This window comes from Mycobacterium sp. NGS26 (assembly GCF_059813025.1).
The window spans coordinates 22,385-44,357 of sequence record NZ_JCALDU010000003.1 but is presented as its reverse complement, the minus strand read 5'-3'; the positions used below and the strand labels follow the sequence as shown (position 1 = coordinate 44,357).

Genomic DNA, 21,973 nt, shown 5'->3' with positions numbered 1-21,973 from the left:
CGCCTATCTCAGCAGGCGATGGTTTTCGCGCTCGCCAGGCGCTCGATTTCGGCGGTCGTCAGCCCCAGGCGCTGCGCGAGCACGTCGGCGGTGTCCTGTCCCAGTGCGGGCGCCGGTGCGCTGGCGGGATGAGCGCCATCGAACGCGGCCGGCATGCCGGGAGCGAAATAGTCTCCGACGCCGGGCTGATGCAGCCGAGAGAAGAGCGGATTGGTGGTCACCATGGGACTTTCCGCCGCCTCGGCGAAGGTGCGGTAACGCTCGAACAGCACGGTGGTGCCCGCCAGGGCAGCCGTGACCTCGTCGGCCGTGTGATCGGCGAACCAGGTGGCGAACAGGCCGGAGAGCGCGTCGCGGTACCGGTAGCGGTCGCCTTCGTCGGCGAAGTCCACGCCCAGGGCCTCCGCGAGTGCCGACACCGCTGTCCCGGTGCCCGTCACCTCGACCAGATCACGAAAGTGCCTGCCGGTCAACGTCACAACCATGAATGCGATGCCGTCGCGGCTGGTGAAGTCCTGGCCGTACTGCCCGTAGATGGCGTTGCCCAGGCGCTGGCGCTGGGTGCCGTTCACCTGCGGCTCGGTCAGCAGCCCCAAATTGCCCGCCGTCGCCAGTGCGACGTCCTCGAGGGCCAGGCTGATGCGCGCGCCCGCCCCCGACCGGTCGCGGTGGCGGACGGCGGTGACGACGGCCAGCGCGGCGTACAGGCCGCAGCACACGTCCCAGGCCGGCAGCACGTGGTTGATCGGGCCCGCGTGCTCGGCGGGCCCGGTGACGAGCGGATATCCGAGCCCGGCGTTCACGGTGTAGTCCACCGCGGTCGACCCGTCGCCGCGCCCGAGCAGCTGGACGTGGATCACGTCGGAACGCTTGGCGGCCAACAGATCATGGCTCAGCCAGGACAGGCCCGCGGCGTTGGTGACCACGATGCCGTCGCCCTCGACGATGAGCCGCTGGACCAGCTCTTGACCCTCGGTCGAGCGCAGATCGATGGTGGCCGAACGCTTTCCCTTGTTCAGCCCGGTCCAATAGATCGACGTGCCGTCCGCGGCCAGCGGCCATCGCCGGACGTCGGAGGCGCCGCCAATCGGGTCGACGCGGATGACCTGCGCGCCAAGCTGACCCAGCGTCATGCCGCACAGCGGTGCGGCGACGAAACTCGACACCTCCACGACGGCCAGCCCGCTCAGCGGCAACTCGTTCACGCCGCCGCGACCCGTTCGAATACGGCGGCCAGCCCCTGACCGCCGCCGATGCACATGGTCTCCAGCCCGTAGCGCGCCTCGCGGCGGTCGAGCTCGCGCGCCAGGCAGGCCAGCATCCTGCCGCCCGTCGCGCCGACCGGATGGCCCAGCGAAATCCCCGACCCGTGCACGTTGGTGCGGTCGTGGTCGGCGGCGCCGAAGTTCCACTCCCGCATCACCGCGAGCGCCTGTGCGGCGAAGGCTTCGTTGAGCTCGACGACGTCGATGTCGGACAGTTTCAGGCCCGCCTTGGCGAGCGCGACCTCGGTCGCCGGCACGGGACCGATGCCCATGATGTTGGGCGCCACGCCCGCCAGGCCCCACGACACCATGCGGACCAACGGCCGCAGCCCGTGTTCGGCCGCCTTCTCGCGCGTGGTCACCACGCACATGGATGCCGCGTCGTTCTGGCCGCTGGCGTTGCCGGCGGTGACGGTGGCGTCCGGATCTTCGGCCAGCAGAACGGGTTTGAGCTTGCCCAGCGATTCGACCGACGTGTCGGCGCGGGGGTGCTCGTCGGTGTCGATGAGGTCCTCGCCGTGCCGGGCCGGCACCGCGACCGGGATGATCTCCTCGGCGAAGACGCCGTCCTTTTGCGCGGCCACCGCCCGCTGGTGTGACCGCACCGCCAGCTCGTCCTGCTCCCGGCGCGAAATGCCGTACTGGCGGCGCAGATTCTCGGCGGTCTCCAGCATGCCGCCCGGAACCGGGTAGTGCCGGCCGCCGGCCGTGGTGCGTCCGCGGGCCAGCCCGTCGTGCACCCGAATCCCGCCGCGGGCGCCGCCCCAGCGCATGTCGGTGGAATAGAAGGCGACGTTGCTCATGCTTTCGCACCCGCCGGCGACGACGAGGTCGTGGTCGCCGTTGCCCACCTGCAGGCACGCCTGGATCACCGCCTGCAGGCCCGACCCGCAGCGGCGGTCGACCTGCATGCCCGGAACCGTCACGGGCAGGCCGGAATCCAGTGCCACCACCCGTCCGATCGCGGGTGCCTCGCTGCTCGGATAGCAGTGCCCGAGGATGACGTCCTGCACCGCGTCGGGCGCGAGCCCGGTTCGCTGCAGCAGCCCCTTCAGCGCGGCGACACCGAGGTCGACGGCGGTCTGCGACTTGAACATTCCGCCGTAGCGGCCGATCGGCGTCCGCACGGGCTCACAGATGACGGCTTCACGCATGGCGACTCCCGTTTCTATGCCGAGCAGACGCAAAAGCACCCCAATTCGGCTCGAATTGGGTGCTTTTGCGTCTGCTCGCGCTACCTCTCAAATGTGCCGGCCGCCGGTGACTTCCATGACCGTGCCGGTCATGTACGAGGAAAGATCGGAGGCCAGGAACAACGCGACGCTGGCGACCTCGCTGGGCTCACCCGCCCGGCCCATCGGAACCTCAGCCTCCTTCTGGTCCCAAATGCGTTGCGGCATAGCCTCCGTCATTGCCGAGCGGATCAGGCCGGGAGCGATCGCGTTGACCCGCACACCCAGGTAGGCGAGTTCCTTGGCGGCGGCCTTGGTCATCCCGATGATGCCGGCCTTGGCCGCCGAGTAGTTGGTCTGGCCGATCATGCCGACCTTGCCGGAGACGGACGACATGTTGATGATCGCGCCACGCTTGTTTTCCCGCATGATCGCCGCCGCCAGCCGGGTGCCGTTCCACGTCCCTTTCAGGTGCACGTCGATGACCTGATCGAATTGCTCCTCGGTCATCTTGCGCATCGTCGCGTCGCGGGTGATCCCGGCGTTGTTGACCATGACGTCCAGCCCGCCGAAACGCTCGACCGCGGTCTGGATCAGGGTCTCGACATCGGCCGCCCGGGTCACGTCGCACCGGACCGCGAGGGCGACCTCGTCGCCGCCCAGCTGCTTGGCGGCGGCTTGGGTCGCCTCGAGGTTGACGTCGCCGAGCACGACGCGCGCGCCCTCGGCGACGAATCTCTCCGCGATCGCCAAACCCAGACCCTGTGCACCACCCGTGACCACCGCGGACTGACCGCTGAGCAAGGACATCGAAGATCCCTCATCCTGTGTTCGCTTCCGCCCTGGGGGCGCCGTCGCTCGAATATCGTATTTCATATAGGATCGCGCCCGGAGCCGGGGCCCGGGAGGAGCGTCTACAACATGACTACCGACGTCCACGAGCGCGCCGAGGTCTGCGACGACGACTTCCAGCCGATCCTCGAGCAGACCCGTCAGTTCGTCCGCAGCGTCGTGATCCCGCGCGAGCAGGAGATCCTGACCGAGGATCGGGTACCCGACGACCTCCGCGAGCAGGCCAAGAAGATGGGGTTGTTCGGATATGCCATTCCGCAGCGGTGGGGCGGCCTCGGCCTCAACCTTGTCCAAGATGTCGAGCTGGCAATGGAATTGGGCTACACGTCGCTGGCGGTGCGATCGATGTTCGGCACCAACAACGGCATCGCCGGACAGGTCCTCGTCGGCTTCGGCACCGACGAGCAGAAGCAGCGGTGGCTGGAGCCGATGGCGTCGGGCGACGTCGTCGCCTCCTTCGCCCTGACCGAGCCCGGCGCCGGATCGAACCCGGCGGGCCTGCGAACCAAAGCCGTTCGCTCCGAAAACGACTGGGTGATCTCCGGGCAGAAACGCTTCATCACCAACGCGCCCGTCGCCGACCTGTTCGTGGTGTTCGCGCGCACCCGTCCCGCCGACGATCAGGGTCCGGGGATCGCGGTCTTCCTGGTTCCCGCGGATGCCGCGGGCGTGACGGTCGGCGCGAAGGACGCCAAGATGGGCCAGGAAGGCGCGTGGACCGCCGACGTCAGCTTCGACGACGTCCGAGTGGGCACCGACGCGCTGATCGGCGGCAGCGAGGACATCGGTTATCGGGCGGCGATGACGTCGTTGGCGCGCGGCCGGGTGCACATCGCCGCGCTGGCGGTGGGCGCCGCTCAACGCGCGCTTGACGAGTCCGTGTCCTATGCCGCCACCGCGACTCAGGGCGGGACACCGATCGGAAGCTTCCAGTTGGTCCAGGCGATGCTCGCCGACCAGCAGACCGAAGTGCTGGCCGGCCGCGCGCTGGTCCGCGACGCCGCCCGGTTGTGGGTCACCAACCAGGATCGCCGGGTAGCGCCGTCGGCGGCGAAGTTGTTCTGCACCGAAATGGCCGGCAGGGTAGCCGATCTCGCGGTGCAGGTGCACGGCGGCAGCGGCTACATGCACGGGGTGCCCGTCGAACGGATCTACCGCGACGTGCGACTGTTGCGGCTCTACGAGGGCACCAGCGAGATTCAGCGTCTGATCATTGGGTCGAACCTCGTCAAGGGGGCACAGCGATGACCGGCAGGCTTGCGGGGAAGGTTGCGTTCATCACCGGGGTGGCGCGCGGGCAGGGGCGGGCGCACGCGGTCCGGATGGCCCAGGAGGGCGCCGACATCATCGCCGTCGACGTCGCCGGCAAGCTGCCGTCCTGCGTGCCCTACCCGCCGGCGACCGAGGAGGACCTCGCCGAAACCGTTCGGCTGGTTGAGGAAACGGGCCGGCGGATCGTCACCGCGGTGGTCGACACCCGCGACTTCGACGGACTCCGCGCGGCCGTCGACGACGGGGTCGCCGCGCTGGGACGCCTGGACATCATCGTGGCCAACGCCGGGATCGCCGCGCCGCAGGCCTGGAACGACATCACGCCCGAGTCCTTCCGCGACGTGATGGACGTCAACGTGCTGGGCACCTGGAACACCGTGATGGCCGGCGCGGACAAGATCATCGAGGGCGGCCGCGGCGGCTCGATCATCCTGATCAGTTCGGCGGCCGGGGCGAAGATGCAACCGTTCATGGTGCACTACACCGCCAGCAAGCACGCCGTCACCGGGTTGGCCCGCGCCTTCGCCGCCGAATTGGGCAAACATTCGATCCGGGTCAACAGCGTTCACCCTGGGCCGGTGAACACCCCGATGGGATCCATCGAAATGGTGGAGGCGATAGGCAAGGCCATGGAAACCAACCCACAGCTGAACCACGTCCTCACGCCGTTTCTGCCCGACTGGGTCGCGGAGCCGGAAGAGATCGCCGACGCGGTGTGCTGGCTGGCCAGCGACGAGTCACGCAAGGTCACCGCGGCGCAGATCCGGGTCGACCAGGGTTCCACGCAGTACTGACGCTCGGGCGCCGCGCCTGAGCCGGTCAACGCAGCAGTTCCAGCGTCCCGAGCTCGCGGATTGCCCGGCAGCCGCGGCTGAGCATGGCCAGCACCATGTCGTCGCCGCGCTCGGTGGCCGCGGCGAAGGCGAACCCCAGCGCCGAGATCAGCGGAGCCTGCAGCACCCCGAGCCGGTAATCGCGCCAACATGTTTCGCGGTCGTAGCCGGCCACCCCGCAATCCGACAGCGCGCGGTGGTAGTCGGCTACGAGTTCTTCCTCGATGCTTGCGCGCAGTTGCGAATTCAGGCTGGTCGCGGTGAAGTAGGCGAGGTCCCTGGCCGGCAGGCCCACGCCGAGCGTCTGCCAGTCGACGACGCTGACCCGCGTCCGGTCCGGATCGAACAGCATGTTGTCCAGGCGATAGTCCCCGTGCAACAGGGCAAACCGGTCATACTCGGCCATTAGCCACGGCTCCACCAAACCCATTGCGCTGCGGAATGTTTCGCGGTCGTCGGCGCTCATTCGATCGCCAAGCTTCTCGAGCGTGATGTCGGCGCTCATCCGCGCCACCTCGCCCATGCCGCTGGCCCCGGCCGCGTCCGGCCGCCCGAACGCGATGCCCGGAAAATCCAGCCAGACCGGGTCGCGCCAGCTGGGCGCGTGCAGGCCGGCCAGCGCCCGAACCGCGAGCCGCGCTTCGGCTTCACCACAGCCGGCGAGCTGATCACCCTGGACGGCCGGGGCCTGATCGGCGAGCAGCAACGCGAAATCCATTGCGTCCTCGGTGATCTCGCAGTAGTAGCACCGCGGCGTCGGCACCCGGACCCGGTCGGCCACGGACGAGTAGAACGCGCACTCGCTGCGGTAACCGATGACGACGCGGTCGCGCACGGTGTCGTCCTGAGCCGGCAGCTTGATCACGAATGTGGCAGGCAGGTCACCGGGATCCGTCGCGTATTCGGCCGTCACTCGGTAGGTCGCGCCGGTCTGGCCGGTGCCGATGGCGACCACGTCGACGTGCGACACCTCGACCGACGGGTGGCGCTCGCTCAGCGCCGCCGACAGCCACTCGGGCGTGACGTCGCCGGGATACCGGGGAATGGACACCACAGCGCTCATGAACAGCACGCCTCCGCACTCGGACAGCCGATTGACCGATCAACTGTAAGCCATACCGCAAGACCCGCGGTGAACCGCCGTGCCTAGCGGGCGGCGATGTGCCAATCCGCCGCATCGTGCTGCTGGCGCCAGAATTCGCTGAACCGGCCGCCCGCGGCCAGCAGCTCGTCCACGGGGCCGTCCTCGACGACCCGACCGTCGTCGAGGAAGAGGACGCGGTCGGCATGCCGGATGCTCGCCAGCCGGTGGGCGACGATCACCCGCGTGCGCGGTCGCGGATCGGCGGTGAGGGCGTCGACCACCGCGGCCTCGTTCTCGGTGTCCAGCGCACTCGTCGCCTCGTCGACCAGCAGTATCGGTGCCGGTTTGAGTAGGGCGCGCGCGATGCTGACCCGCTGCCGTTCGCCGCCCGACAGCGCGGAGCCGGCCTCGCCGACGATCGTCTCGACGCCGTCGGGCAGCCGGCCGGTCAGCTCGTCGACGCGCGCCAGGGCGACGGCCCGCGCGAACCGTTCGTCGTCGGCGCCGGGATCGCCGGCGAGGACGTTGTCGCGAATCGTGCCGTGGAACAGGTAGGGATGCTGGAACACCACGCTGGTTGCCGCGCGACGGGCCTCGGTGTCGAGCGCCGCGGCGTCGACCCCGTCGATGAGGACACGGCCGCGGCCCGGCCGGTGCAGGCCGGCGATCAGCGCCAGCACGGTGCTCTTGCCCGACCCGGACGGACCGACGATCGCGGTCGTGGTTCCCGGCTGCAACGCGAAACTCAGCCCGTCGAGCACGTTTCCGTGTGCGCCGTCGTAGCCGAATGCGACGTCGTCGAACTCGATGCGCGGGGCGGCGGCAGTGTCGCGCAGCGTCTTGCTGCCCGCACGGGCGACCGGTGCCGCGAGCACCGCGCGGATGCGGTCCAGCGTGGCGCGGGTGCTCTCGAGGGCCGGCGCCAGCTCGCTGATGGTGGTGAACGGCTCCAGGTAGCGCGCGATCACCACGATCAGCGCGACGGCCTCCGGCACGGCCAGCGCACCGGCCACCGTCAGCGCCGTGGTGGCACCCGCGAGCAGGATGAGGGCCAGCTGGCTGGCCAGGCTGAACAACAGCTGGCCGGGAATTTGCATGGCCAGCAACCGCATCGTGGCGCCGTGCTGTGTCCTCAGCGCGCCGCCGACCAGGCTCCTGGCCGGCTCGACTCGTCGCGCGGCCCGCAATGCCTGCTGGGTTCGGGCGAATTCGATGATCCGCTCGGTGAGCGCGGTGTTGGCGTCGGCGGCCGCGTGATCGGCACGACGGGCCAGCCGTGCGGAGGCCCACAACGCCCCCAGTAGCAGCGGCACGCCTCCCATGGCGGCCACGCCGAGCTGCCACGAGACCGGCAGCAGGGCCAGCGCGATGGCCGCCGGCAACAGGACCGCGGTGACGAGCGGGGTCAGCAGGTTGACGGCCAGACCGACCAGCTCCGGTCCCGTGGCCGCGATCGCCTGCCGCGCCGTCGCGGTGTTGTCGGCGGTGAACCAATCCAGCCGCACCTCCGGCAGCCGGTCCGCCATGTCGTGCTGGGTGTGGTCGAGCACGGCGAACCCCAGGTCGAAACCGATTCTCGCGGTTGCGGTGTCGATCGCCCACCCGGTCACGGTCGCGGCGGTGAGCCAGCCCAGCCAGACCAACGCGCGCTGCGGCGCGTCGCCGAACAGCGCCCCTATCAGCGGAACCAGCAGCACGGCCGCCGCCGCGCGCACCAGCACCGAGACCAGCGCCAGCGCGGTGTAGGCGATTACCGCGCGTCGCCGGCCCGCCGGAACCAGGCGTATCCAGGTGCGGATCATCGCGCGGCCTCCGAAGCCGCGGTCAGCGGCTCGCGATGACCGCTCTCCCACAGCCGGCGGTAGCGCCCGTCCGCGGCGAGCAGCTCGTCGTGGGTGCCGCGTTCGGCGATGCGGCCTTCATCGAGCACGACGATCTGATCGGCGCCGGTGACGGTGTGCAGTCGATGGGCGATCACCAGCACGGTGCGCTCCCGGGTCAACCGGTTGAGTGCCTGCTGCACAAGGTATTCCGATTCGGGGTCGGCGAACGCGGTGGCCTCGTCGAGGATGAGCACCGGTGTGTCCGCGAGGATCGCGCGGGCGATGGTGAGCCGCTGTCGTTCCCCGCCCGACAGCCCGGTGCCCGCGCCCAGCATGGTGTCGTAGCCGTCGGGCAGTCGCATTATGCGGTCGTGGATTTGCGCGTCGCGGGCCGCGGCCCGGATTTGGGCGGCGGTCGCATCGGGGACGGCCAGCGCGATGTTCTCGGCGACGGTGCCGTGCACCAGCTGGGTGTCCTGCAGGACGAAGCCGACGCGCGTGTAGAGCTCGTCGGCCGTCATCGACCGAATATCTTGTCCCCCAACGCATATCGCGCCCTGCTCCACGTCGTGGAATCGGGCGAGCAGGGCGGCGAGCGTCGACTTTCCCGATCCCGACGGGCCGACGAGCGCCGTCACCGTGCCCTGCCGCAGCGTCAGCGACACGTCCCGGATCACCGGGGCGCCGGGGCGGTAGCCGAAGCTGACACGGTCGAAAACCACGGTCGCGGGCGCGTCGCCGGGCGCTTCGTTCGGCCGCTCGCCCACCGCCAGTTCCCGCTCGTCGAGCGTGATCTGCAGGCGCCGGGCGGCCAACATCCCGGCGCGGATGCCACCGAGCCCGTACGCGATGCCGAGCAGTCGCGCGCCGAATGTGGTGCCCAACAACAAGAACGGCAACAGTTCGACCGGATCCATCCGGTTGGTGACGACCAGCAACGTCCCGGTGGCCGCGATGAGCCACAGGAAAGTCGAGGGACGCGTCGCCAAGTCCATCAGAGTCTTCTTGCCCGCCAGCGGACGCTGCCAGGCGACCAGGAATCCCACGTACTCGTCGAGGCGGCGCCGGAAGCTGGACGCGGCGGCACCGCCGAAGACCCGAATCACCGGCTGGCCCTCGAGGTAGGCGCCGGCCTCGCCGCTCATCCTCTCGGCCCAACGCTGCGATTGCGGGATGCGCGGTCCGGACTGAATCGTGATGGACGACGTCAGCACCAGGTAGACCAGGACGGGCACGAACAACACCAGCGCCACCCGCCAGTCGACGACGAACAGATAGACCAACACCGCCACCGGCGCGACGACCGCGGCGACCGCATCCGGGATGGCGTGCGTGACCAGATAATGCAGCGACAGCGTGTCGTCGGTCACCAGCTGCTTGATCGACCCCGAACCGCGCGCGGTGAACCAGCCCAGCGGCAGCCGAGACAGCTTGCCCAACAGCCGCGAACGCAGCCCGCGGGCAAACCTCGCGTCGACGACGTGCAGCCACAGCGTGAGGCCCGCGCCGAGCACGGTGCCCGCTCCCAGCAGCGCCACGGCGGCGATTCCGACCGTCCACAGTCGCGACGCCTCGGCGCCCGACACCAACAGCCGCGCCAGCTCGACCAACAGAACGAACGGCGCCAGCTGCAACAGCGTTATCACCGCCTGCAGCACGCCGGAGAGGATCAGCGCCGGACGCAACGGCGCGAGCAACCGGCCGGCCGCGCGGGCGCGCCAACTGCCCCGCGACGGCGGAGCGGGGGCCGCCGCCGTCGGCGCTTCGGGTTGTGGCACAACGCTTTCCAGCTCGTCACCGCGGCTGGTACCCATCGCCCGCCCGGCGCTCCAATAGGCCTGGGCGTGTATCTCGGACTTGGGAAACCCGAACTCGTCGCGCAACCGCTTGCGGACATGCTTGAGGGTGGTGGCCTCGGGTGTCGCCCAGGCGTACCAATCGGACCAATCCCGGCTCTCGATCGCGTCGGCCAACGACCTCTCGTCGCGGCGCGCCACCCAATGCAGCCGCAACCGGGGGTGCTGCGCGAGGGGGATCAGGGTGTCGTTGTCGTCGTGCTGCTCGAGGTACAACTCGATCGGGACGTCGGCGGGGACCGTCTCGATGATCCCGTTGATCCCGGGAATCGACGCCGAGTCGCCGAGCAGCAGGTACCCGGCCGGCTGCTCGTCGGGCGGGTCGAAACGCGACGAACCCATGAGCGACATGACCGCGATCGTCGCGCCGGGTTCGACGGTGCGCGCCCACGACGACGCCGGGCCGGCCGGTTCATGCAGCACGACGTCGACGGCGAAGCGGCCGGTCGGCACGTCCGCCTCGGAGATCGTGTAGGCCCGCTGGAACTCGGTGTTCGACCCGTCCGGGTCGGGAAACCAGAACCGCAGCCAGGCCGCGGGCTCGGCGTCGGCGTCCTCGAACAACGTCGGCGACTGCATGCGCACCCGGATGAAATGTGGTGCAATCCGGAGCGTTTCGAGAACCGTTGCCATGTGGTCACGGGCGCCGAAACTCCGCAGCATCGCACCCTGCAACCCGCGCGCCATCAACGGTCCTCTCCCGCGGCGGTCAGCTCCGCCGCGACCCCTAGCTACCCACAAACTAAGGGTTGCCTTACCAAAGGTCAACTTGGGGTGCACCGGGCGGGGCGGCAGCCGGCGACGGCGTTGGCGGGCGGAGCGATGCGGTCCAGGCGGAGGAATCGTTCCGCACGTGCGATCGTTTGTGTCGCTGTGTCCCGCATCTGCCGGGTCTCGACGCCGTCGAAACCGGGGGGCGCGAAATCTCATTGGGGCGCATACGATTCAGGAGTCGGGGTAATCGACATCGACAACCAAAGGCGTCGCAGATGACCACATCTGATCTGAACCGACCGTCGAATCCGGATGGAAACCCCTTGGGCCGCACGCCAATTGGCGGAGACGGACCGGAGACCGACAAGCGCCCGTCGCACAAGCCCTATCACCACCCGGCCGCCGGGTGGGGCGCGGCGAAGAGCGTCTCCGAGGTTCTGGTGCGCGAGCACGCGCTGGTGGACGGCGCGCGGGCGATCTACAAGATGAACCACGAGAACGGCGGATTCGACTGTCCGGGATGTGCGTGGCCGGACGACACCAAGGGGCTGCGGCTTGACATCTGCGAGAACGGCATCAAGCACGTCACATGGGAGATGACGCACAAGCGGGTCGGTGCCGACTTCTTTGCCCAGCACCCCGTTTCGGAGCTTGCGAGCTGGTCCGACTTCGCCCTGGAGGACCAGGGGCGGCTCACCGAACCGTTGGTTTACGACGCCGCCGACGATCGCTACCGGCCGATCGCCTGGCAGGACGCCTTCGACCTGATCGGCCGCGAGCTGCGCGCGCTCGAAAGTCCAAACCAGGCGGCCTTTTACACGTCGGGCCGGCTGGGCAACGAGGCGACGTTCCTCTATCAGCTGATGGCCCGCGAGTTCGGCACGAACAACCTGCCGGATTGCTCCAACATGTGCCATGAGGCTTCCGGGCGCGCCCTTCAGGCCGCCCTGGGCACCGGCAAGGGCACCGCGGACCTCAAGGACTGGGAGACGGCCGACGCCCTGTTCATCCTGGGCGTCAACGCCGCCTCCAACGCTCCCCGCATGCTGACCACGCTGGCCGAGGCCTATCGGCGCGGCGCGCAGATCGTCCACATCAATCCCCTGGTCGAGGCCGCGGCGACCCGCACGATCGTGCCGCATGAGCTGACCCAGATGGCGCTGTTCAAGGCCACCCGCACCAGCACCCTCAACCTGCAGGTGCGCGTCGGCGGCGACATGGCGCTGCTGCGCGGGATCGCCAAGGCGGTGCTGGAGCAGAGCCGCTTCCATCGCAAGGCCTTGGACCACGAGTTCATCGAGCGCCATACGCACGGGTTCGAGGATTACCGCGCACTGTGCGAGGCCACCCCGTGGGCGCAACTCGAAGAACAGTCGGGCCTGACCCGCGCCAACATCGTCAAGGCCGCCGAGATCTACAGCCGCGCCGACCGGACCCTGATCAGCTGGTGTTTGGGCATCACCCAGCACGAGCACGGCGTGGATACCGTCCGCGAGATCGTCAACCTGCTGCTGCTGCGCGGCAATCTCGGCCGGGAGGGGGCCGGCCCGTCACCCGTGCGCGGCCACAGCAATGTCCAGGGCAACCGCACCTGCGGAATCGACCACCGTCCCGCCCCGCAATTCCTCGACCGGCTGGCCGCCGTCTGCGGAATCGACCCGCCGCGCGAGCACGGCCTGGACACCGTCGACACCATCGCGGCGATGAACGACGGCAGGGTGAAGGTGTTCGTCGGCATGGGCGGCAACTTCGTGCTGGCCGCGCCCGACACCGAATACACCGCCCAGGGTCTGCGGCGCTGTTCGCTGACCGTGCACGTGAGCACCAAGCTCAACCGGAGCCACCTCGTCCACGGCGAAAAGGCGTTGATCCTGCCCTGTCTGGGCCGGACCGAAAAGGACCACCAGAAGCGGGGAATCCAGGCCACCTCGGTCGAGGACTCGATGAGCATGGTCCACCTGTCGGTGGGGATGAAAAAGCCGGCCTCGCCGCACCTGCTGTCCGAGCCGGCCATCATCGCGGGGATGGCGCGCGCCGCCCTCCCGCAGAGCCGGACCCCGTGGGAGGCCTACGTCGAGGACTACGACCGCATCCGGGACACCATGGCCGAGGTCCTGGACGGGTTCGAGGATTTCAACCGGCGGGTGCGCCTGCCGCTGGGATTCCGCATCCGCCAGCCCGCGCGCGAACTCGTCTTCCTGACGCCCTCGGGCCGAGCCGAGTTCTCGACCGCGGCCCTGCCGGAGGTATCGCGGTCCGACGATGTGTTGGTGCTGCAGACCATGCGCAGCCACGACCAGTGGAACACCACGATCTACTCCGACAACGACCGCTACCGCGGGATCCACAATCTCCGCACGCTGATCCTGATGAACCCGGACGACATGCGCGCCCGCCACATCGAGGACGGCGGGCTCGTCGACATCACCGCCACCGCGCGTGACGGCAGCCAGCGCTCCCTCAAGCAGTATCGGGCGATCGAGTACGACATGCCCCGCGGCTGCGCGGCGGGCTACATGCCGGAGATGAACGTGCTAGTCGCGGCAAGCGACTACAGCAGCCAGAGCAACCAGCCGCTGATGAAGAACATCAAGGTGCACGTCGCCCCCAGCGCCGGCTGAACCGGTCGCTAGGGGTTGCCGTCCGTCGATAGGTCGGCTTCGAATTCCTTGCGCTTCCGCTCCGCCAGCTCCCGGTCATCGGCCGCCGCTTGCCGATGGCGGCTGGCCGACCTGCGGTGTACATCGGTTGCCGATACGCCTTGTTGGACGGTTTTGTCCTGCACCTGCGCCACGTGCTCGTGGCAGCGCGCCGACTCCTCGAAGCTGCGGGCGGCCGAGAGTCCCGCATACGCGGCCCGCTCGCGGGCCTCTGCGGCCCTGCGTTCTGCGAGGGCCACGTCCTCGGCGGTGAACGCGTTTTCGTCTGGCTCCTGCGCGGTGACCATTGCGCCTTCCTGCACTGCGGTTGTTGGCGTTTACCCGCAGGAGCGGCGGCAAAACGTGCGGTGCGGGCGGAGGGACTCGAACCCTCAAGCTCTTACGAGCAATGGCACCTAAAACCATCGCGTATTCCAATTCCGCCACGCCCGCGGCGGTGCCGATCGTACCGCTCGGCGCTCCGTCGACTCGGCCAAGCAAGCGGTACGGTCAAATGGTGTCCACTACCCGTCGTCGCAGGCCCGCGCTGATCATCCTGGTGATCGTCGCAGCCTGCGGCTGCCTTGCCCTGGGCTGGTGGCAGTGGACGAGGTTCCAGTCGGCCTCGGGCACGTTCCAGAACCTGGGCTACGCGCTGCAGTGGCCGCTGTTCGCGTGGTTCTGCGTGTACGCGTACCGCAAGTTCGTTCGCTATGAGGAAGAGCCACCGGAGCCGCGCAACAGCGGCGAAATGACCGAGATACCCGCCGGGCTGCTGCCCGAACGACCCAAGGCGCCACCGTCGACCGACGATCCCGCGCTGCGGGAGTACAACGCCTACCTGGCCGAGCTCGCCAAGCAAGACGCCGATAAGCAGAACAGGACAACCGCATGAGCACACCCGAGACGCCTGCGCCCGCCTTTCCCGTCGAGAAGATCCGCACCGCGTTGCTCGGCTATCGGATCATGGCGTGGACGACGGGTATCTGGCTGATCGCGCTGTGCTACGAGATCGTCTCGCATCTGGCCTTCCACCACGAGATCCGGTGGATCGAGGTGGTGCACGGCTGGGTCTATTTCGTCTACGTGCTGGCGGCGTTCAATCTGGCGGTCAAGGTCCGCTGGCCCATCGCCAAGACCATCGGCGTGCTGTTGTCCGGCACCATCCCGCTGCTGGGCATCATCGTCGAGCACTTCCAAACCAGGGACGTCAAGGCGCGCTTCGGGATTTAAGGCCTTCACCTTTGCCCGCCGAGCGTGTGGCCTATGCACGAATCTGAGGCAGTTGCCGTACCTACGGCCCACGCTCGGCGAAAGTAAAGACCGACGCTTCAGCCGAGCTCCCGCAGCGCCGGCACCAACAGCGCCAGCGCCCGGCCCCGATGCGAGACCGCGTCCTTCTCGGCGGGACTGAGTTGCGCTGCGGTGCGGTCGCTTCCGTCGGGAACAAAGACCGGGTCGTAGCCGAACCCGCCGTCGCCGCGCGGCTCCCGCGCGATCGTGCCCGGCCACTCGCCGCGGACGACGACCTCGCCGGATGATGACACCAGCGCGCAGGCCGACACGAACGCCGCGCCTCGCCGCGAGTCGGGGACGTCCCGCAGCTGCGCCAGGAGCAACGCGGTGTTGGCGGCGTCGTCGCCATGCCGACCCGACCAGCGCGCCGACAGCACGCCGGGCATCCCGTTCAGCGCGGCCACCTCCAAACCGGAGTCGTCGGCCACACTCGCCAAACCCGTCGCGGTGAACGCGTCCCGCGCCTTGGCCAAGGCGTTGTCCTCAAACGTCGCACCGGTTTCGGGCGCCTCGTCGAACGGTGCCACGTCGTTCAGCGACAGCAGCGTCAACCCCGACAAGCCGGCGCGGTCCAGCACGCGGCGCAGCTCGGCCAGCTTCTTGGGGTTGCGGCTGGCCACCAGCAGCCGGGTCAGCTTCCGAACGCCTTCGGCGGCGGGGGCCCTTCCGGCAACACACCGGGGTACGGCCGCTCCAACGCCTCACGCTGCGCGGCGAACAACGTGTCGCAGGCGCCGAGCGCCATGTCGAGCAGCTTGTCCAGCGTCGAACGTGGAAACGTCGCGCCCTCACCGGTCCCCTGAACCTCCACCAGGGTCCCGGTGTCGGTGGCCACGACGTTCATGTCGACTTCGGCGCGCGCGTCCTCCTCGTAGGGCAGGTCCACCCGAATCCTGCCGTCGACCACGCCGACGGAAACCGCCGCGATGGCACATGACAGCGGTCGCGGATCCGAGAGCTTGCCCGCCGCGGACAGGTAGGTGACCGCGTCGGCCAGCGCGACGTAGGCGCCCGTGATGGCGGCGGTGCGGGTGCCGCCGTCGGCCTGCAGCACGTCGCAGTCGACGGCAATTGTGTTCTCCCCCAACGCCGCCAGGTCGATGCACGCCCGCAGCGACCGGCCGACCAGCCGGCTGATCTCCTGCGTCCGCCCCGACAGGCGCCCCTTCACCGCCTCGCGATCGGAGCGGGTGTGGGTGGCCGACGGCAGCATCGCGTACTCGGCAGTGAGCCACCCCAGGCCCGAGCCCTTGCGCCAGCGCGGCACGCCCTCGGTGACGCTGGCGGTGCACATCACCTTGGTGTGGCCGAATTCGATCAATACCGAGCCCGCCGGGTGTTCGGTGAACCCGCGGGTGATGACGACGGGACGAAGCTCGTCGTCAAGGCGACCGTCTTCTCGTTTGGACACCCAGCAACCCTAGCCAACCTGCAACCGGCCGGCTCAGACCCTCTCGGAGCGGCGGACGTCGAACGTCTCGCCGCACACCACCGCGTGCACGGGGCCGTCGAACTCGGCCTTGGCCTCGGTGATCACGTCCTCGCGCGAAGTCCACGGCGGGATGTGCGTCAGTAGCAGCTCGCGGACGCCGGCCTGCGCCGCGGCCCGACCGGCCTCGGTGCCCGAAAGGTGCAGGGCGGGCGGCCGATCCGGCGCATGCGTCCAGGACGCCTCGCACAGGAAAACGTCGGCGTCGCGGGCCAGCTCGACCAGCTGATCGCAGCTGCCGGTGTCACCGCTGTAGACGAAAGACGCGCCGCTGGGATCGGTGACCCGCAAGCCGTAGGACTCGGTCGGGTGGGCGACCACCCGTGGCATCACCGTCAGCGCGCCGAACGCGACCGGCTCACCGTCGACCCAGTGACGAACGTCGAAGATGTCGGAGCAGTCATCGATCTCGCCGCCGTAGGGCGACGACGCTGCCCCCAACCGTGACCACGTGTCGCTCGGGCCGTACAACAAGGCTTTGCCGAGGGGGCGCAACGGGTGGTAGCGGCGCCATACGAACAGGCCGGGCATGTCCAGACAGTGGTCGGCGTGCAGATGCGACAGCAGCACGTGCACCGAGCCGGGGTCCATGTAGCGCTGCAGCGCGCCGAGCACGCCCCCGCCGAAGTCGAGGACCAACGGCGGGGTATCCGGAGCCCGAAGCAGATAACCCGATGCAGGCGAATCCGGACCGACCACGCTGCCCGAGCAGCCGAGCACGGTTATTCGCACGGACACTACTGTGCCATGCCCGATACCCCCGTGGAGAAAACATGGCCGCATTCATGTGACCAGAATCTCGTCGACACGCTAGTCGATCCGCAGCTGCCGAACGGGGTGCACACCGGTCACCGCGGGCCCCAGGAATCGCGCCGCGAGCCTGGTGAACGCCTCCGGGTCGCCGGTCGCCTCGAACACCCGGGTGGCCGGCGGCGCGTCGTGCGGCCGCAACAGCTCGGCCTCGGTGAGCACCCGAAGCACTTCCTTCGCGGTTTCCTCGGCGCTGGAGACCAGCGTCACGTTCTCGCCCATCGCCAGCTGAATCAGCCCGGACAGCAGCGGGTAGTGCGTGCATCCCAGCACCAGGGTGTCGACCCGGGCGCGCTGCAGCGGCTCCAGGTAACCCTCGGCCAGCCCGAGCACCTGACGCCCGCTCGTGACGCCGCGCTCGACGAAGTCGACGAACCGCGGGCAGGCCACCGCGGTGATCTCGGTGTCGCGGGCGGCGGCGAACGCGTCCTGGTAGGCGTGCGAGGCGATGGTCGCCCGCGTGCCGATCACCCCGATCCGCCCGTTGCGGGTGGTGGCGACCGCGCGGCGCACGGCGGGCAGGATCACCTCGACGACGGGCACGTCGTAGCGCTCGCGCGCGTCTCGCAGGCATGCCGCCGACGCCGTGTTGCACGCGATCACCAGTGCCTTGACGCCGCGAGCCACGAGGTCGTCACCGATGGCCAGCGCGTGCGCGCGAACCTCGGAGATGCCGAGCGGACCGTAGGGACCGTTGGCGGTGTCGCCGACGTAGATGATGTCCTCGTCGGGCAGCTGGTCGATGATGGACCGCGCGACGGTCAGGCCCCCGACGCCGGAGTCGAAGACCCCGACGGGCGCCAGTCGGGAGCTCATGTCGCGCGGCGCCGCGAACCGGCTTTCCTCGACGCGCGGGCCTTGCGCTCGGGGCCGGACAAGAGGTACGCCGCCAGGACTCCCGCCAGGGCACCGCACAAATGCCCCTGCCAGGACACCCCGCCGCATTTGTCGAGCACCGGCACCGCGCTGACCAGGATGCCGCCGTAGGCGAACAGCACCACCAGGCCGGTGACGATGTCCCAGAATTTGCGCACGAATATGCCGAAGACCAGCAGGAACGTCAGCCAGCCGAAGATCAGGCCGGAGGCCCCGATGTGGTCGGACTCGAAGCGGCAGCCGCCCCAGTTCCCGATGAGCCAGGTGCCGAAGCCGCCGACGATCCAGACGATCGCGGTGGCCCACACGAACCGGGACATGCCGGCCAGCGTCATCAGGAACCCGAGCACCAACGCGGGGACGGTGTTGGCGAACAGGTGCGTCCAGTTTCCGTGCAGGAAGGGCGCCCAGATGATCCCCCAGAGCCCGTCGGCCTCCAGCGGCCGGATGCCGTTGCGGTCCAGCGAGTGGTTCATCAGCTGGTCGATCAGCTCGATGAGATACAGCAAAGCCACGAACGTGACGATCGTGGCCGCGCCGACCATCCAGTCGGGTCGCTTCTTGTTCCGTGGCGCCGGTGATTTCTGCCGTCCGACCGGCCCGGTCATGCCCATAGCTGCCCTTCCAGAGCGTTCTCGGCATCGTCCAGGCTACCGGCATAGGCGCCGGTGGACAGGTACTTCCAGCCCGCGTCCGCGACCACGAACGCGATGTCGGCGCGCTCGCCGACCTTGAGGGCCTTCGCGCCGATGCCCAGCGCCGCGTGCAGCACCGCGCCCGTCGAGATGCCCGCAAAGATCCCCTCGGCGTCGATCAGTTCGCGGGTGCGCCGCACCGCGTCGGCGGAGCCCACCGAGTAGCGGGTGGTCAACACGTCCGGGTCGTACAGCTCGGGCACGAATCCCTCGTCGATGTTGCGCAGCGCGTAGACGCCCTCGCCGTAGCGGGGTTCGGCGGCCACGATCTTGACGCCGGGAACGCGCTCGCGAAGGAACCGCCCGGTGCCCATCAGGGTGCCGGTGGTGCCCAGGCCGGCGACGAAGTGGGTGATCTCGGGCAGGTCGGCCAGCAGCTCGGGCCCGGTGCCGCGGTAGTGCGACTCGGTGTTGGCCGGGTTGCCGTACTGATACAGCATCACCCACGACGGGTTGGCCGCGGCCAGCTCCTTGGCGGTCGCCACCGCGGTGTTCGACCCGCCCTCGGGCGGCGAGAAGATGATCTGCGCGCCGTAGAGCTCCAGCAGCTGACGCCGCTCGACGGACGTGTTCTCCGGCATCACGCAGACGAGCCGGTAGCCCTTCAACCGGGCCGCCATCGCCAGCGAGATGCCGGTGTTCCCGCTGGTGGGCTCGAGGATCGTCGCGCCCGGCGCCAGCAGCCCGTCCTCCTCGGCCTGCTCGATCATCCGCAGCGCCGGCCGGTCCTTGATGGACCCGGTCGGGTTGCGGTCCTCGAGCTTGGCCCACAGCCGCACGTGCGGCCCGTCCGGCCCGTCATCCCAGCGCGGCGACAGCCGCGGCAGCCCGACCAGCGGGGTGTTGCCCAGGGCCTGTAGCAGCGAGTCGTAACGCGTCATGCGCCCCGCTCAGCCACCCGCCACCGCGGGCAGGATCGTCACCGAGTCGCCGTCGGCGATCGCGGTGTCCAGGCCGCCGGAGAAGCGCACGTCCTCGTCGTTGACGTAGATGTTCACGAAGCGGTGCAGCTTGCCCGGGGTGGACGGGTCGATCAGGCGCTCGGAGATGCCGGCGTAGTTGGTCTCCAGGTCGTCGATGACCGCGCCCAGCGTGTCGCCGCTCGCCGAGACGCGCTTCTCGCCGCCGGTGTGCGGCCGAAGGATGGTCGGGATGGACACGGTGACGCTCATGGGGGCCTTTCTAGGACGGGTTCGGATACTGCTCGACGATATCGACAGGTTCCTCGGTGACGGCGCCGTCGACGATGCGGTAGCTGCGCAGCTCGTGTCGCTCCGGGTCGCGGGTGGACACCAGCACGTAGTGCGCGTCCGGCTCGGCGGCCAGGTTGACGTCGGTGCGGCTCGGGTAGGCCTCGGTCGCGGTGTGCGAGTGGTAGATGACGACCGGGACCTCGTCGGCGTCGTCCATCTCCCGCCACACCTTGAGCTGCTCCTGGGCGTCGAAGCGGTAGAACGTCGGCGAGCGCTCGGCGTTGACCATCGGGATGTGCCGCTCGGGACGGTCGGAGCCGTCGGGGCCGGCCAGCACCCCGCACGCCTCGTCGGGGTGGTCGCGGCGGGCGTGGGCGACCATGGCCTGCACCAGGTCGGCACGGATCACCAGCACGTCAACCGTTCCCTCTCGTCGACATTTCAGGGGCCGAACGCTCCGGGCAACATGCCGCGGTAGGTGGGTATTCCGGCCACCGGCTCGGCGGCCAGGACACCGGCCAGCACCGCGCGGGCCAGGCAGTCGGCCGCGGCCGCGCCCACCTCGGCGACCAGCGCCGTCTCCGGGGAGAACGCGGCGGGCGGTGGTTTCGAAGCGACCGCCGGCGTCACCTCGACGGCCCCGGTGGCCAGCGCGAACACGGCGTCGCCGTCCAGCGGCGTGTGCGCCGGCCGGATGGTGCGGGCCAGGCCGTCGTGGGCGGCGATCGCGACGCGCCGGCACCCGGCCGGGCTCAGCGCGGCGTCGGTGGCGACCACCGCGATCGTGGTGTTCAGCGGGCTCAAGGCCGACGGCAGCCGGGCGAACGCCTCGATCTGCTCGGCCGGCGGCGGACGCAGGGCGAACTCGTCGATCAGGGCCGCCATCCAGGGCAGGCCGGTGGCCCGGTCGACGACGTCGCCGGCGCAGTTCACTGCGACCAGCGCGCCGACGGTCACGCCCGACGGCAGCGTCGTCGAGGCGCTCCCGACGCCGCCCTTGAGCACGCCGGCGCGCGCCCCCACCCCGGCGCCCACGGTCCCGACGGGCACGTTTTCGCCGTTCGCGGCGCCGGCCGCCCGATAGCCGAACTCGGCGGTCGGCCGGCAGTCCCAGCCGCCCACCGGCAGGTCGAAGATCACCGCGGCCGGCACGATCGGCACCACGCCGCCGTCCATCGCCACGCCCCGGTCGTGCTCCTCCAGCCAGCGCATGACACCGTCGGCGGCGGCCAGGCCGTAGGCGCTGCCGCCGGCCAGCAACACCGCGTCGACGAAGCGCACGGTGTTGGACGGATCCAGCAGATCGGTCTCGCGGGTGCCGGGCGCACCGCCGCGGCAATCGACCGCGCCGACGGTCCCCGGCGGGGTCAGCACGACGCTCACCCCGCAGGCCCACCCGGCGCCCAGGGACGCGTCGGGATCCAGTTTCTGGTAGTGGCCGACGCGGATACCCCCGACGTCGGTGATCCCCCCCATATCAGGGATGTGAGTCATGGGGCCGCCATCAGGATCCCCGGGTTCCCATCAGCACCAGGACCAGGTATTCCTGCAGGACGGTCAGCCACTGGTAGACGTCGTAATGCGCGGCCAGCGGATGGTCGGCCGGCAGGCGATCCGGTCCCTCGGGCCCGATTTCGAGCAGCACGCCCAGCGTCAGCCGAATGTCGTTGACCGCCGCGATCCACGCGTTGGCGCTGTCCTCGGTCAGTTCGAACCGGCCACCGTCGTCCGGCAGCGTGTCCAACAACTCCTGTGCGGCAACACGTTTGGCGTTGATGATCTCCGGTTCGTGCAGGCTGCGCAGCGCGGCGTTGAGGCTTGCCGAAGCATCGCCCAGCGGGTCGTCGTCCTCGGATCGGTAGAAGTCCGGCAGCAGCCGACGCAGCGTCGACTCGCGCGGCGGTTCGGAATTACCGGTCTTGATACCGGTGATCTCCTCGAGTTCGTCTGGCGGCGAGGACGATTCGCGCTCGTCGAGCAGGCCGATCATCGCGCTGACGAGGTTCCTGAGCAGTTCCGCCTCGTGCGGATCCAGGGCGGACCGAAAACGGGGACCGCTCGCGGTCTCGACGCGCTTCCATTTGCGCACGCGGAATCCCGGGTG

22 protein-coding genes and 1 tRNA gene are annotated in these 21,973 nt (G+C 69.5%); 5 read left to right on the top strand and 18 right to left on the bottom strand.

Annotated features, from left to right (window positions below):
• Positions 1-8: 8 nt before the first annotated feature.
• The 3 genes from AC5Y6X_RS11215 to fabG form a co-directional block, all read right to left on the bottom strand.
• Positions 9-1,205, bottom strand: a complete 1,197-nt coding sequence (locus AC5Y6X_RS11215) for a CoA transferase (RefSeq protein ID WP_499986543.1) — start codon at positions 1,203-1,205, stop codon at positions 9-11.
• Positions 1,202-2,419 carry an acetyl-CoA C-acetyltransferase gene (locus AC5Y6X_RS11210; RefSeq protein ID WP_499986542.1) on the bottom strand — a complete coding sequence of 406 codons (1,218 nt, stop codon included), beginning with the start codon at positions 2,417-2,419 and terminating at the stop codon, positions 1,202-1,204. Before AC5Y6X_RS11210 ends, AC5Y6X_RS11215 begins: the two co-directional genes overlap by 4 nt.
• 87 nt (positions 2,420-2,506) lie before the next feature.
• Entirely contained in the window at positions 2,507-3,247 is a 741-nt protein-coding gene (gene fabG / locus AC5Y6X_RS11205; RefSeq protein WP_499986541.1) for a 3-oxoacyl-ACP reductase FabG, read from the bottom strand.
• A 111-nt stretch (positions 3,248-3,358) separates the two neighbouring features.
• Between fabG and AC5Y6X_RS11200 the strand changes: the two genes are divergently transcribed.
• A complete protein-coding gene (locus AC5Y6X_RS11200; protein WP_499986540.1) occupies positions 3,359-4,537 on the top strand; it encodes an acyl-CoA dehydrogenase family protein in 1,179 nt (392 codons plus the stop codon).
• Positions 4,534-5,355 carry a mycofactocin-coupled SDR family oxidoreductase gene (locus AC5Y6X_RS11195; protein ID WP_499986539.1) on the top strand — a complete coding sequence of 274 codons (822 nt, stop codon included), beginning with the start codon at positions 4,534-4,536 and terminating at the stop codon, positions 5,353-5,355. The genes AC5Y6X_RS11200 and AC5Y6X_RS11195 overlap by 4 nt, the downstream gene beginning before the upstream one ends.
• A gap of 25 nt (positions 5,356-5,380) precedes the next feature.
• On the opposite strand, the gene AC5Y6X_RS11190 is transcribed toward AC5Y6X_RS11195, so the two are convergent.
• The 3 genes from AC5Y6X_RS11190 to AC5Y6X_RS11180 all read right to left on the bottom strand — a co-directional run bounded on the left by AC5Y6X_RS11190 (position 5,381) and on the right by AC5Y6X_RS11180 (position 10,844).
• A complete protein-coding gene (locus AC5Y6X_RS11190) occupies positions 5,381-6,457 on the bottom strand; it encodes a phosphotransferase family protein (RefSeq protein ID WP_499986538.1) in 1,077 nt (358 codons plus the stop codon).
• An 83-nt stretch (positions 6,458-6,540) separates the two neighbouring features.
• Complete coding sequence (locus tag AC5Y6X_RS11185) at positions 6,541-8,280, bottom strand: ABC transporter ATP-binding protein (RefSeq protein WP_499986537.1); 1,740 nt, start codon at positions 8,278-8,280, stop codon at positions 6,541-6,543.
• Positions 8,277-10,844, bottom strand: coding sequence for an ABC transporter ATP-binding protein/permease (locus tag AC5Y6X_RS11180; protein WP_499986536.1), 2,568 nt, complete (start codon positions 10,842-10,844; stop codon positions 8,277-8,279). The genes AC5Y6X_RS11185 and AC5Y6X_RS11180 overlap by 4 nt, the downstream gene beginning before the upstream one ends.
• Positions 10,845-11,146: 302 nt before the next feature.
• Here AC5Y6X_RS11180 and AC5Y6X_RS11175 point away from each other — a divergent pair, with 302 nt between their 5' ends.
• The gene (locus AC5Y6X_RS11175) at positions 11,147-13,492 is read left to right on the top strand and encodes an FdhF/YdeP family oxidoreductase (protein WP_499986535.1); all 2,346 of its coding nucleotides are present in this window, start codon (positions 11,147-11,149) and stop codon (positions 13,490-13,492) included.
• An 8-nt stretch (positions 13,493-13,500) separates the two neighbouring features.
• Here AC5Y6X_RS11175 and AC5Y6X_RS11170 read toward each other — a convergent pair whose 3' ends face one another.
• Together AC5Y6X_RS11170 and AC5Y6X_RS11165 are read right to left on the bottom strand one after the other, a co-directional pair.
• On the bottom strand, positions 13,501-13,818 hold the full coding sequence (locus AC5Y6X_RS11170) for a hypothetical protein (RefSeq protein WP_499986534.1): 318 nt from the start codon (positions 13,816-13,818) through the stop codon (positions 13,501-13,503).
• Positions 13,819-13,879: 61 nt separating this feature from the next.
• A tRNA-Leu gene (locus AC5Y6X_RS11165) sits at positions 13,880-13,963 on the bottom strand.
• Between the two features lie 64 nt (positions 13,964-14,027).
• Between AC5Y6X_RS11165 and AC5Y6X_RS11160 the strand changes: the two genes are divergently transcribed.
• Positions 14,028-14,405, top strand: a complete 378-nt coding sequence (locus AC5Y6X_RS11160; RefSeq protein ID WP_499986533.1) for a hypothetical protein — start codon at positions 14,028-14,030, stop codon at positions 14,403-14,405.
• Positions 14,402-14,743 (top strand): DUF3817 domain-containing protein, encoded by a 342-nt coding sequence (locus AC5Y6X_RS11155; RefSeq protein WP_499986532.1) that lies wholly within the window; start codon positions 14,402-14,404, stop codon positions 14,741-14,743. Before AC5Y6X_RS11160 ends, AC5Y6X_RS11155 begins: the two co-directional genes overlap by 4 nt.
• A gap of 98 nt (positions 14,744-14,841) precedes the next feature.
• On the opposite strand, the gene rdgB is transcribed toward AC5Y6X_RS11155, so the two are convergent.
• The 10 genes from rdgB to aosR all read right to left on the bottom strand — a co-directional run bounded on the left by rdgB (position 14,842) and on the right by aosR (position 21,958).
• Positions 14,842-15,441, bottom strand: a complete 600-nt coding sequence (gene rdgB, locus AC5Y6X_RS11150; protein ID WP_499987029.1) for an RdgB/HAM1 family non-canonical purine NTP pyrophosphatase — start codon at positions 15,439-15,441, stop codon at positions 14,842-14,844.
• The gene (gene rph / locus AC5Y6X_RS11145) at positions 15,438-16,217 is read right to left on the bottom strand and encodes a ribonuclease PH (protein ID WP_499986531.1); all 780 of its coding nucleotides are present in this window, start codon (positions 16,215-16,217) and stop codon (positions 15,438-15,440) included. The genes rdgB and rph overlap by 4 nt, the downstream gene beginning before the upstream one ends.
• 33 nt (positions 16,218-16,250) lie before the next feature.
• Positions 16,251-17,033: a cyclic nucleotide-degrading phosphodiesterase gene (locus AC5Y6X_RS11140; RefSeq protein WP_324676218.1), complete on the bottom strand. Its 783-nt coding sequence runs from the start codon at positions 17,031-17,033 to the stop codon at positions 16,251-16,253.
• 72 nt (positions 17,034-17,105) lie between these two features.
• Positions 17,106-17,921, bottom strand: a complete 816-nt coding sequence (murI, locus tag AC5Y6X_RS11135; RefSeq protein ID WP_499986530.1) for a glutamate racemase — start codon at positions 17,919-17,921, stop codon at positions 17,106-17,108.
• Complete coding sequence (locus AC5Y6X_RS11130; protein WP_499986529.1) at positions 17,918-18,595, bottom strand: rhomboid family intramembrane serine protease; 678 nt, start codon at positions 18,593-18,595, stop codon at positions 17,918-17,920. Before AC5Y6X_RS11130 ends, murI begins: the two co-directional genes overlap by 4 nt.
• Positions 18,586-19,557, bottom strand: a complete 972-nt coding sequence (locus AC5Y6X_RS11125; protein ID WP_499986528.1) for a cysteine synthase — start codon at positions 19,555-19,557, stop codon at positions 18,586-18,588. The genes AC5Y6X_RS11130 and AC5Y6X_RS11125 overlap by 10 nt, the downstream gene beginning before the upstream one ends.
• Before the next feature lie 9 nt (positions 19,558-19,566).
• Positions 19,567-19,848 (bottom strand): MoaD/ThiS family protein, encoded by a 282-nt coding sequence (locus AC5Y6X_RS11120; RefSeq protein WP_499986527.1) that lies wholly within the window; start codon positions 19,846-19,848, stop codon positions 19,567-19,569.
• Positions 19,849-19,858: 10 nt separating this feature from the next.
• Entirely contained in the window at positions 19,859-20,284 is a 426-nt protein-coding gene (locus tag AC5Y6X_RS11115; RefSeq protein ID WP_499986526.1) for a M67 family metallopeptidase, read from the bottom strand.
• Between the two features lie 26 nt (positions 20,285-20,310).
• Positions 20,311-21,345: a P1 family peptidase gene (locus AC5Y6X_RS11110; RefSeq protein ID WP_499986525.1), complete on the bottom strand. Its 1,035-nt coding sequence runs from the start codon at positions 21,343-21,345 to the stop codon at positions 20,311-20,313.
• 28 nt (positions 21,346-21,373) lie between these two features.
• Positions 21,374-21,958, bottom strand: a complete 585-nt coding sequence (aosR, locus tag AC5Y6X_RS11105; protein WP_499986524.1) for an oxidative stress transcriptional regulator AosR — start codon at positions 21,956-21,958, stop codon at positions 21,374-21,376.
• Positions 21,959-21,973 lie beyond the last annotated feature (15 nt).